The organism is Alkalibacterium sp. m-11 (assembly GCF_054658155.1).
In genome coordinates, this window is sequence record NZ_BAAGIR010000062.1 from 1 (window position 1) to 11,638 (window position 11,638).

Annotated in this window: 13 protein-coding genes; 1 reads left to right on the forward strand and 12 read right to left on the reverse strand. The window is 42.8% G+C overall.

What is annotated here, in order from left to right:
• Positions 1–98 precede the first annotated feature (98 nt).
• The 9 genes from ACYQ2O_RS07490 to ACYQ2O_RS07530 all read right to left on the reverse strand — a co-directional run bounded on the left by ACYQ2O_RS07490 (position 99) and on the right by ACYQ2O_RS07530 (position 9,096).
• Entirely contained in the window at positions 99–440 is a 342-nt protein-coding gene (locus ACYQ2O_RS07490) for a PadR family transcriptional regulator (protein ID WP_459796337.1), read from the reverse strand.
• Positions 441–605: 165 nt separating this feature from the next.
• A complete protein-coding gene (locus ACYQ2O_RS07495) occupies positions 606–2,204 on the reverse strand; it encodes an ABC transporter permease (protein WP_459796339.1) in 1,599 nt (532 codons plus the stop codon).
• Position 2,205: 1 nt separating this feature from the next.
• Positions 2,206–3,105 (reverse strand): ABC transporter ATP-binding protein, encoded by a 900-nt coding sequence (locus tag ACYQ2O_RS07500; protein WP_459796340.1) that lies wholly within the window; start codon positions 3,103–3,105, stop codon positions 2,206–2,208.
• Between the two features lie 19 nt (positions 3,106–3,124).
• Complete coding sequence (locus tag ACYQ2O_RS07505; protein WP_459796341.1) at positions 3,125–3,772, reverse strand: TetR/AcrR family transcriptional regulator; 648 nt, start codon at positions 3,770–3,772, stop codon at positions 3,125–3,127.
• A 139-nt stretch (positions 3,773–3,911) separates the two neighbouring features.
• The gene (locus ACYQ2O_RS07510) at positions 3,912–5,003 is read right to left on the reverse strand and encodes an ABC transporter permease (RefSeq protein ID WP_459796343.1); all 1,092 of its coding nucleotides are present in this window, start codon (positions 5,001–5,003) and stop codon (positions 3,912–3,914) included.
• Positions 5,004–6,287: an ABC transporter permease gene (locus tag ACYQ2O_RS07515; protein ID WP_459796345.1), complete on the reverse strand. Its 1,284-nt coding sequence runs from the start codon at positions 6,285–6,287 to the stop codon at positions 5,004–5,006.
• A gap of 13 nt (positions 6,288–6,300) precedes the next feature.
• A complete protein-coding gene (locus ACYQ2O_RS07520; protein WP_459796346.1) occupies positions 6,301–7,233 on the reverse strand; it encodes an ABC transporter ATP-binding protein in 933 nt (310 codons plus the stop codon).
• A 95-nt stretch (positions 7,234–7,328) separates the two neighbouring features.
• Positions 7,329–7,973: a response regulator gene (locus ACYQ2O_RS07525; RefSeq protein ID WP_459796347.1), complete on the reverse strand. Its 645-nt coding sequence runs from the start codon at positions 7,971–7,973 to the stop codon at positions 7,329–7,331.
• A complete protein-coding gene (locus ACYQ2O_RS07530; RefSeq protein WP_459796348.1) occupies positions 7,966–9,096 on the reverse strand; it encodes a sensor histidine kinase in 1,131 nt (376 codons plus the stop codon). Before ACYQ2O_RS07530 ends, ACYQ2O_RS07525 begins: the two co-directional genes overlap by 8 nt.
• A 421-nt stretch (positions 9,097–9,517) precedes the next feature.
• On the opposite strand from ACYQ2O_RS07530, the gene ACYQ2O_RS07535 reads away from it, so the two are divergent.
• Positions 9,518–10,045 (forward strand): hypothetical protein, encoded by a 528-nt coding sequence (locus tag ACYQ2O_RS07535; protein ID WP_459796350.1) that lies wholly within the window; start codon positions 9,518–9,520, stop codon positions 10,043–10,045.
• Between the two features lie 122 nt (positions 10,046–10,167).
• Here the strand turns inward: ACYQ2O_RS07535 and ACYQ2O_RS07540 are convergent, their stop codons facing one another.
• Genes ACYQ2O_RS07540 through ACYQ2O_RS07550 form a run of 3 tightly spaced genes read right to left on the reverse strand, consistent with a single transcriptional unit; the run spans position 10,168 to position 11,505 of the window.
• Positions 10,168–10,716, reverse strand: coding sequence for a cysteine hydrolase family protein (locus tag ACYQ2O_RS07540; RefSeq protein ID WP_459796352.1), 549 nt, complete (start codon positions 10,714–10,716; stop codon positions 10,168–10,170).
• A gap of 17 nt (positions 10,717–10,733) precedes the next feature.
• Positions 10,734–11,150: a GtrA family protein gene (locus ACYQ2O_RS07545; protein WP_459796354.1), complete on the reverse strand. Its 417-nt coding sequence runs from the start codon at positions 11,148–11,150 to the stop codon at positions 10,734–10,736.
• Between the two features lie 19 nt (positions 11,151–11,169).
• A complete protein-coding gene (locus tag ACYQ2O_RS07550) occupies positions 11,170–11,505 on the reverse strand; it encodes a hypothetical protein (protein WP_459796356.1) in 336 nt (111 codons plus the stop codon).
• Positions 11,506–11,638 lie beyond the last annotated feature (133 nt).

Sequence of the window (11,638 nt, forward strand, 5' to 3'; positions counted from 1 at the left end):
GTCACCCTTGTGACCTTAACTGAAACCATTCAAGTGTTTGTCAAGGGCAAATGCGGCTCCGATTGGTATAGTCAGTGGGCCTTCACCACCTTTAATTTTTAGTTTTCATAAAAAATTTGACAGTTCCCAACTTGATCGACTACTTGCTTGGTCAATGCCCATTCTCTTTTTTTCTCTGACAGATAGTGACGTCCGTCTTCTGTTATCCGGTAATAAGTCCTTTTCTTCCCCTGTGTGACATCTCCGGGGTAGGCTTCGATATAACCATTCTTCTTGAGCCGGTTGAATGCAGAATACATAGTAGTTTCTTTTATCGTATAGTTCCCGTCAGTCCGGTCTTTGATTTCTTTAGACAAGGCATAGCCATATGAATCACCTTCTATTAGAAGTGACAGGAGAAAGGTGTCGTTGTAGCCTCTGATCACATCACTGCTTATCAATTGACCAAACCTCCTTCTACTGTTTCCATTATGTAAGGACAGTCAAAGTACTTCATCTGTCGTTGTAATCAGTTTATCATATGATTTAGATGATTACTACACTTATCGTAGTAAAAAAATAAAAATCAGTCTCCAGACGGATATCCCCTCTGAAGCCTGATTTTATCAGTCGATATCTCTTTTTCTGAAACCTGCCGCTCCAGTTACTGTCAGAGCTGTACCGATTATTGTCAAAAGTACTGCAGTCCATACATTCCAGTCTTCCACAGGCATTTCAGGAATGTGATGGAACGCTGACAACCAGCTGACTGCTTCTGGTATGTCGAACAGACCCCCAAAGTACAATAGGATAAAAGCAAAGCTCAGATAGAGCCATATTAGTGAAGAGGCTTTAGGAAGCCAGCCGACCAGCATGACAGTCAGCCCGATCATGACCACCATTGCCGGGAGATAAGCGAGTCCGGCAGATACCATATCAAGCAAAGCTATATCATAACCCATGGCTACCGCTGCTCCACCGAAAGCGAGCGACTGAAGGAGCTGAAAAATAATGGCAACAGCTAAACTTGTCAGGATAAAGGTGCTCAGGACAGACGTTCGTGATCTTGCTCCGGCAATAATTTTATCCAGGCGGTTTTTCTTTTCTTCACTTCTTAATCTCAGGATAATCTGAACAGTGGGTATCGAAGCTGCCATTGCCAGCACACCCATGATCATAGCTATAAACTGATCAGCCATTGACACGCTATCGTCTCCTGCTATGATCTGTTCAATAATTTCATTACCGGCAAGGACGCCTTCTATATCGCCAATCACCGATCCATAAGATACCCCAAGAAGGACCATAGCTACAGCCCACACAACCAGCGGAGTTCTCACGAGCTTTAGAACAAATCCGACAGGCGTCTTCAGGAAAGAAGAAGCATGTCTCTTCCCGGGCCTGTCAGGCAGCAGGCCGGCACCAATATCTCGTCTATGTTTTAAAGCCAAAGCAGTGACGATCAGTACTAGACTTATTATCAGACCGATCCATACCGGAAACCAGTTATTCTCAACGAAAGGTTCAGCCCCGTAAAGCAGACCTAGAGGAGAAATCCAGCTCAAGGCATCAAACTCTCCAGAATCTCCTATTATACGAAGGATATAGGACAAGCCCAGGACTCCAAATGACAGCATCATGGCTCCCCGGGCATTAGATGACAGCTGAGCCGTAATTAAGGTCACTCCTCCAAATATCAGTCCGACCAGTCCGTATAATATACCGGTCAGAACAGCTCCCTCTGTTGTCATGCTTGAATCACCCAGACCTATCAGAAGACCTGCAGATATTAAAGCTAGAAGTGTATTCGTAAGAACGAGAAGGAGTATCGCTGACGTAGTAGATGCCAGCCGTCCAGTCGGCAGAGACTGAATAAGTTCAAGGATTCCGTCTTCTTCTTCTGACCTTGTGTTACGGACAACTAAAAGTATCGACATGATTGCAAAAAGGACAAACCCTATGATCGTCATAGTATGAGAGTACATGGCTCCGATCGTATAATTATCTATTCCTATAGCACGACCGAACAGTGCTTCCATTGCCGGATTCTGCATCGCCTGAGCCATTGCCTGACGTTCAAGCGGATCACCATAGACTTCCACAAAGGCGACAGCACCCAGAATGACATAAAAAGCGCAGCCGGCTAGCCAGAGAAGCAGTTTCAGCCATTCTTTTCTGATAGTAAATGCGAACAGTTTTCCAGTTCGTGCATGAGACTGCATCATGTCACTCAACTCCTTCAGCTGTTTCATAATGACGCATAAACAGATCTTCCAGTTTTGGCGCCGCACTTTCAAGTTTCAGAACGTTAAACGGTTGTATATAAGATAAAAATGCATCGAACTGATCACTGTCTAGCTGAAAAATGACCTGGTCTTTGTTAATCGAAACATTATGGGCAAAGGACTGCTCTTTGATTGATGAGATATCCTCTTTTGTTTTAAGAGTAATCTGGGTACGTGTCAGATGTCTCAGATCATCAAGTGTTCCTGACTCTACAATAACACCTTTACGGATGATAGCCACACGGTCACAGAGACGTTCGACCTCTGACAAGATATGGCTGGACAGCAGAACACTTGCCCCTCTGGCCAGCACTTCCTTCGCACATTCCTGAAAGACTCTTTCTTGCAGCGGATCGAGACCGGAAGTAGGTTCATCGAAAATGTAGACCTCTGCGTCAGCCGAAAAGGCAGCGATCAAAGCAACTTTCTGTCTGTTTCCTTTTGAGTAGGCCCGACATTTCTTTGTCGGATCAAATTCAAAACGTCTGATCAGCTCTTCCTTACGCTCTTTATCAACTTTAGCTCCACGAATGCTCAAAAACAGATCGATAACTTCTCCTCCCGTTAAATTTGGCCAGAGATTGACATCGCCAGGTACGTAAGCCACACGTTTATGAATCGCGACTGATTCTTTCCAGACATCTTTACCGAAAATGGTAGCCGCTCCCCCATCTGCTTTGATCAGTCCCAGAAGTATACGGATTGTGGTAGATTTACCCGCTCCATTCGGACCGATAAAGCCGACTATTTCCCCTTTATTGACTGAAAAACTGACTTTTTCCAGTGCTTTCGTTTTACCGAAAGATTTTTCAACTGCGTTCACTTCTATTATTTTTTCCATGACTGCCCCTCCATTCATTCTACAGTTCATCTTTCTTATAATAGATGATTTTTAAAGTATCCAGATAAGTATTAAACTCGTCATAATAAGGCGAAAATGCCGCGTTGTCCCATTCATCGAAATTCTGACTTTTCACCCGTTGTTCAAGTTCTGCCCGGTACCCCTCTACCGTCCATCGAATAAAATTAAATGAGGTCTCATGGGGAACATCTTCTCTAAATTTAGTAAATTCAATATTTTTAGTGAGGACAGTTCCCCAGATCTGTTCAGCTTCTGCTCGTTTACCAGAAAGTTCAACCGGCAGATCATATTTATCTGCATGGATGAACACACTTGCAAGAAAACCTAGGGCATGCGGCTGTTCTTCATATACATCCCATTTGAGTCTAGTCGTCTGTTTCAATCGCTCAAAAAAGTCGGTTTCACTAAAATCGATCTGATGTAATAAAAGGTTTTCTGCGATGAGAAATGCTTCTTCGATCAGGGTATAGAATAGTGCCTCCTTGCTTTTAAAATAGTAGAAAAGCGTACCTTTCCCTATACCTGCCTCTTTAGCTATAGTGTTAGTGGATGCCTGATCAAATCCTTTTTCTGTAAATTCCTTATAGCAGGCATTCAAAATCCGGTCCTGCTTAGCTTTTTCGAGGCTTTTAAAAACATCACTCATTTCTCTCCTCCTTTCTCTTAAATATGACTGACTGACCTAGTCGGTCGAACAGTATGTAAAATTTGACCACCCTGGTCGATGAGGTTAGTATACCCCTTTCGACCAGGGTGGTCAATAGGTCCTGAGACTGACAGGATGCTTATATGCTCTGATTTTCTGACACCCGTTCCATCAGATTGATTCCGATACCCATGAAAATGATTCCCATTAGAACTAAAGCACCGATCGGTTCCAGCAGCTGAGACAAGGAGCGGTCCTGAAGCACTGCTCCCATCATTCCCTGGATGCCATATTTGATCGGCATCAGTTCTGCCAGAAACAGAAGAATCCGATTACTGACCACTTCAAGCGGCCAGAATGCTCCACCAAGCATAGCCATCGATGTCGCTACAATCGGTATAACGACCTGCAGCTGTTGGGGGGATCCGACAAGTCCCATTAGAAGCATGCCTAATGAAACAATTGCAAAGACAAAGCAGATGATAATCACACCTATTTCAAGATAATTGGTCCCGAACTCTATTCCTACAAGATAACGAAGAATCAGTAAGGCCAGTGTGATCTGAAGGACTCCAACCAGCATATAATGCAGAAGCTGTCCAGCATATAGTCTAGTCTTCGTCAGCGGAGAAAAGATCAGTCTCTGCCAGGTCCCTGTCTGTTTCTCTTCGACCAGATTCGTCATGAGATATAGAATGGAATACACTGAAAAGTATAGACTCATACCGACTACGACCGCCAGCCTGTAAATTTCATTCGAAGAGGCAGCTTCTGTCCGACCTGTCGTTTCAACTTGAATATAACTCCTGACACGGATATCGTCAGTTCCGAAGCGTTGACTGACTTGTTCAAGACGCTGTTCTTTAGAATAGATCTGATCAACATACTGGATCAACGTAGAAATCTCCATATCTTCCCGTCCGATCAGAAATTGATAGCCTTCCTCTTCCAGTCCTAATGCAAAAGCGCGTTCATTCATCCTGATATCTTCATACACAGTGTCATAGTCACTCTCAATAAATTCGAATGTTCCTTCTTCATTCAATCGGTCAAGCCATTTTGATTGTTCTTCCTGACTTAAAGTCTCACTGAAGGTTGGAACAGTAATAGTCTGATCTCCCTGAGCACCAGCCAGAAAGTATACAAAAAGCAGAGTGAGCCCCAAAAAGGTGATCAGCAGAGTCGGTTGCTTGAACAGCCTGATCCACTGTAATTTAAAGACTGTCCACATTTAATCCAACCTCCTTTTCGGAAAGAGTCCGACACTTACCACCAGCAGAACAGCTGTCATACCGGCCACTCGTATCACAAGCGGAATGATCTCGCTCATTTCAAATCCCTGCATCAGCTGAAGATACGCCGTCATCATCGCTCCGTTCGGTGTCCAGTTTCCAATGCTTCTCAGTGCTTCAGAGAACTGTTCAACAGGAGTAAAGCTTCCACCAACAAAAGCAAACAAGGTCACCAGAATGCCTCCAAAAAAGCCGGATGATGCATTGCTGTTGGAATACAAGGTGATTGATGTCAGGAGACTGGTGATCGCCCCCACGACAAGTGAAAACGCCAGACTAAGCATCCCCAGATCGATCCAGAACCGAAGCGGATACCCCCTCAAAGTGCCAAAAATCAAGGTGCTCAAACCGAAAAGAATCCCCAGCTGAAGAAACGTAATGATCGTGCCCGAAATCATTTTGCTGCCTAAAAAGGTCAGTGGATTCATTCTGGATATCATCAGACGTCCGAAGACATGCTGCTTCTTCTCCTTGAAGGCTCTGCTGGCTAGAGCGGGGGCTGTATGGAGGGCAAACATGACTCCCATTCCAATAGTGTAATACTGAAATGAAGAAATTGGATCTGCAGCAGTCAGAGTAGTTATTTCTCCATAACGCTCCTCTGCTGGTTCTGCTCGTTCTGCTGCGTCCGCATCACCATTAGTGGCAACTGCAATGGACGCTTCTAAATTGAACTGACTGGCATATGAGGACAGCACACTTCTGATGATATCCGTCGTAACGTTATCGAAGTTCTGAACTTCCAGTGAAATAACTCCAGTTTCATCCTCTTCGAACATGACAGCATCCCAGACAGATGCATTGAAACCATCAGGTATGGTTATAACACCGGCTACTTCTCCTTCATCTAACGCTTCCAGTGCATCTTCGTTACTCGCATAATCGACGACCTGGATCCACTCAGCTACTTCATCATCATGAAGTAGTGTGCTGAGCTGAATTCCGGGCGCCATAGCTTCTGCCTGACTGGTAAGCAAGGGAATTGTGTCATCCGGAACGCCTCTGTTCTCGAGCACTTCCCCCCAGTCTTCCAGCTCTCTGTCAATTGACTGCCCCTGCACAAGGGCTACCGGAAAAGCATTGATAGTGAACTCAGATAAGGTGAGGTTCCCTAAAGCAAGCCCAAGAATAGCTATGAGAATGAACGGCATGAGGAGCAGTTCAGTCAGGTCTGACCGACTTCTGGTCAGAATCAATGCATCCTTTTTTATAAGTGAAAACATACCTTATCCTCCTTCAGTCTCTTAAGGTCCGTCCAGTCAAATGCAGGAATACATCCTCCAAAGATGGGGTTTGAAGGGACACTCCAGTAATTTTAGTTTGTGTCTGTCTTGACAGCTCAAAAATATCTTCAAGAAGGTTTTCTCCTTTTGATGCAATGACTTTATAGCCCTGCTCTTCTTCAGATACTTGAGTGACAGCTGGCAGCTGACTTAGCTTTTCTTCAAACGATAGCGAATGAGTCTGGACAGTTATATGGATGGTTTCTTCATTAGATAAAATACTTTTCAGCTCATCATTGGTACCAGAGGCGATAATTTCTCCATGATCCATGATATAGATCCGATCACATAACTTTTCTACTTCTTCCATATAATGACTGGTGTAGAGTACGGTTATTCCTCTTGACCGGTTGAGCTCTCTAATCATATCGAGAATATAGTTTCTTGACTGTGGATCGATTCCTACAGTCGGTTCATCCATGATTAGAATCTCCGGTTCATGAAGCAGTGTCACACCGATATTGATCCGTCTCTTCATCCCTCCAGAATACGTCTTAACAGCATCTTTCTTTCTTTCAGTCAAGCCGATGAGATCGAGCACCTCTTCTATTCTTTTTTCGAGCAGTTTCCCTTTAAGTCCGTAAACCTTACCAAAGAATTTCATGTTCTCATAAGCAGATAACTCCTCATATAAGGCTATTTCCTGAGGAACGACACCAAGTACTTGCCTGAGGGCCTGAGGATTTTTCCAGGCATCCGTGTTATTGAACCTCACTTTCCCTGAAGTTGGGGGAAGCAATGTGGCAACCATGGATATGGTAGTCGATTTTCCTGCACCATTCGGACCTAGAAGACCGACTGACTCTCCTTTTTCCAGATACAGGTTTACCTGATTGACTGCAGTTTTTGATTTAAACCGTTTCGTCAGGTCTTTAGTTTCCAGCATGTGTCTCACTCCTTTTTTCATTTATCCTGCTTAAAGTATATAAAAAAGAAGACAGCATCGATACTGTCTCCGGTCATTTTATGGAATGACTAAAGTCACTCTTTTCTATCGAGATCATGCCTGACTGCATAAATCGCAAGCTGTGTCCGGTCCCTTAATTCCAGCTTATCGAGAATGCCGCTGATATTGTTCTTGACTGTCCCCACTGAAAGAAACAGTCGGTCAGCTATTTCCTGATTATTCTGTCCCTGCCCGATGAGCGAAAGTATGCTCACTTCTCTTTCTGTAAGGCCTGTATCAGCCTCTTGCAGACTTTTATTGCTATGAATAAGCGACGGCATGACTTTTGCGGCAACTTTCCCTTCGATAATCAGTCCACCCCCCATACAATGATAGATGGCCCGGTGAAGTTCTTCGATGTCACCATTTTTTAGTAGATAACCGTTTACCTGGTTTTTTAATGCTTCCATTGCATAATCTTCATCATTGAAAGTAGTCAGAATGAGGATCTTGATGTCCGGACAGCTCTCTCTGATATGTCGGCTCGCTTCCAGCCCATTCATGACCGGCATTCTAATATCAAGCAGAGCAAGGTCAAACTGTTCCTGCCTGCAAAGATCAACGGCTTCCTGTCCATTTCCTGCTTCTCCTGTCACTTTTAAAGACGCATCTGCTTCGATCATCAGCTTGATTCCCTGTCTTACAAGTGTCTGATCCTCTGCCAGCATAATTCTAATCATTTTCACTTCCCTCTCCTTCTTCTGATAAGAACGGAAATCGTCCTCTTACTACAAACAGATGATTAGACTGCTTAATGTCCAGATCGCCTTCGATTTCCTCCAGCCGCTTTCTCATATTTATCAGACCAAATCCTTCACTAAAACTCACTTTTTCCATGAGTTTGTGACTCACCGTAAATTGAAAATAACGGCCAGCAATCAGTTTGAACTGAATATCAGCCTGCCTGGTTCCGCTATGGCGCATCATGTTAGTCAGTGATTCCTGAATAGCTCTATAGATAACAACAGATTGGGCATTGGACAGCGGGACGTTCAATACTCCGGATTCGAATAGAAAGCGGACCTGAAGATGGCTTTCTGCTTCAAGCTTTCTTACTAACTGAATAACAGCCTGAAGACCAGCTGTCTCGTCGGCTTTCAAGGCACTGACCGCTTCTCTCGTTTCCTGCAGACTTGCGTTAGCCAGTTCCTTAAACTGAGCCAGCTGATTGCTGACTGCCTCGTTAGAACTTCGATATCGTGCCACTTCGAGCTGCATGACTAGTGCAGTTAATCTATGTCCGACTGAGTCGTGAATATCCCTGGCGACAGCACTTCGCTCTTCCTGTCTGGCCAGCTGTTCTGCTCTTGACACCTGTCTTCTAAGATAACGATGATCTGAGTATATCTGTTCATTTTCTGCTTTCAGCCTTCTGAAGTGACCAGCACTCTGGTGGTATGAATAGATGATATACAGGAGAAAACCCATACAGACGATATGAGTAATAAGGTTAAGAGATATTCCTGCTGCTGCATTTGGACTGACACTTACTAATAATAAATACATCAGATAGACAGTCGGTTTTCCCAGGTCACTTCTCAAGCCATATTCAATTCCGAGTACACTGAAAATAAACCAGATAAGTGGAGATGACCCCATACCCCAGAAAGGAAGAAGTACAAGAACAGGCATAATTAAAAAAGCTGCTGTTATAAATTTCTTATTTAGGATGGGGAGAAGGAAGTAAATCAGAAAAAAGGGAATGCTTAATGCCACTTTCCATTCGTTCACTTCATCGGACTGAATAACAGCTGCAAGCCATAATCCAAGAAGAAAACCTGTAGTTGTCCAAAAGCTGATCATATTATCCCTCAATCTTTTTTTATGTAATCTTTTCTATTAGAAATTTCGAAATGGTACACCCATACTATATCACACTAATGCAATCGAATGACATGTCCTTTTAAGCTCTGTTTCTTCTCTGTTCAGCTATTTGATTTGACATGAAAAAGAGCTAGTGATAAATTATTAAGTAGTGCATGAGAAGAGTTGTTTTTTAATACAGTGATTTTACTTTAACTGTATTATTTATAAAAATTAATGTAAAGTTTTTATACACTATTAACTAGTTAAAGTTTAACTCGTTACATTAATTTTACTATAGTTTAAAATTAAGCATTTTAGTTGAACCATAGCGCTCCATTAGGTATTATTTATGTAGATGTTAATCATCTCGAAATAGAAATAAGGCATTTAAAATAGACTCTAAGGAGGAGGAGAACCCTTGAGTTTCTATGAGAAAATAAAAAACTTTATTAAGAGACATTCAATTACATCTGATCAGCTCATTCCGTCTAGATCACTTAAAGAACAGAAACATAAATACCCACTGACAATCAAGCACAAACTTCAGATTCCTGCCAGTGATGTAACCAATAATCAGCAGACGATCGATGCAATTGTGAAAAAAATCATAAAAAAAGACTATTCCAAACGGTCATACTGTGGGAAGACTGAAAAAGAACTTTCTACCTACAACAAAAAAATATACCAGTATGAAAGTTATCGTACAAATAATGTTAAACTGGTCCCAGCTCAGGATACCAACCTGAAACTTTTTGTGGAGGATATTTATCTGGGAGAACTACCTGATGAAGATACTCAGGCTGCCCTGCATTATCTTCAGTCAACCATCTTTATGTCATTTGCCTACGTGACAGGGGGGCCTTACCACCAGTGCGACCCTTCAAGCGGTCAAATGATGCACGACTCTGACCCTTATGATCTCACTATTTTCATACAGTTCAGCTAAAGTAACTCTGTATTAAAATAAAACCCGAATGAATCTAAACTATTCCCTAAGCTGTAAATCTGTCATTTACAGCTTAGGAGTTACTTTAGACTGTTCGGGTTTTTGTCTTTTTAAAAACGTGTTTATATAATTCTTGCTCCGATCGTCTGTTCAAAATGAGCAAGTGCCCATTCATGCCCAGCCTGATTGAAGCTTGCTACAGCATCTTTATACACAACAATATCGAATCCCTTGTTGTATGCATCAACTGCTGTATGAAGCACGCAAATATCGGTGCATACCCCAACTAAGTGCAGTTCAGTTATTCCACGTTCTCTCAGTTTCAGTTCAAGATCAGTACCCTGAAATGCACTATATCTGGTTTTATCAGAATAATAGACATTACCCTTTTCCTTAATGGACTGATAGTAATCTTCCAGTTTGCCGTATAAGTGCCTCCCGGGAGTCCCTTTAATGTTATGCGGCGGAAAAAGGTCACTTTCGGGATGATGCTTGCCCCCTTCTTCATGACAGTCAATCGTAAATGCAACATAATCTCCTTCGTCATAAAAGTGTTTAGTCAGTTCAAGAATTCGGTCGTGAATCGCCTGACCAGGCTCCCCGCAAGTTAGTGCTCCATCTTCTGCTACGAAATCGTTCGTGTAATCAATATTGATCAGTGCTTTCTTCAACGTCATCCTCCATTCATTTATAAACTGCCTTCATTTTTGAAAATGATTCGTTTACTTACAAAATAATTACTTGTGGCGATAAGGGGTTCTATTATTACTTTTGAAAGAGTAGCTCCAAGCCGGATGAACTGAACGAGAATATACAGCCCAGCCATATCCATGACAGCAGCTGTTGCTCTCATGGACATAAACAGAAACATCTCTCTGGCTACAGCTCGTTTAGTTGTCATTTTTGTATGAAAAACAAACTTTTTGTTCACAATATAAGAAAAAAGAATCGCAAGTGTGATCGCGATGGCATTAGATAACAGATAATGCAGCCCGATTCTCTGATTAAAAGTGTAGAACAAAATGATATTCAAGGAAGCCGTGATGACTCCGAAAAGAAAATAATCGATAAACTGATGGAACTTACCATACACTTTTTTCATCATGATCATCTTCCTCTCTGAATCAGCTCAGACGATCTTTCATCATGTTCTGCATAAACTGCCAGACACCATTTGTCAGACCCAGTTCCTCACGGTCTTCGTCTGCCACACTGTATCTGATTGCGTGCTCTTTATCATTCAGGACTTTACCGACCCAGTGCGGATCTGCCAGAATGACACGTCCAAGAGCAACCAGATCACTATGTTCAAGCGCTTCTTCTGCCTGAGCTCCATTCCTTACATCGCCCACAGATATTAATGCAGTCCTTCCTGCAATTTGTTCATATAGATACGCCAGCATTGGTTTCTCTTTATACTCTTCAGATTGAGAAACTTGAGAGTAACTTCCCAGAGACACGTGCAGTTGAGACTCCCACGGCTAAAGCCGCAAGCCCGAACCTTTCGGTTTGACGGGTGGGATTCTTGAGTGCTTGTACGAACGCAGTCCATTTCTGTTTTGTTCAAGCCTCAAGGTGAGGGCATCTCATTGC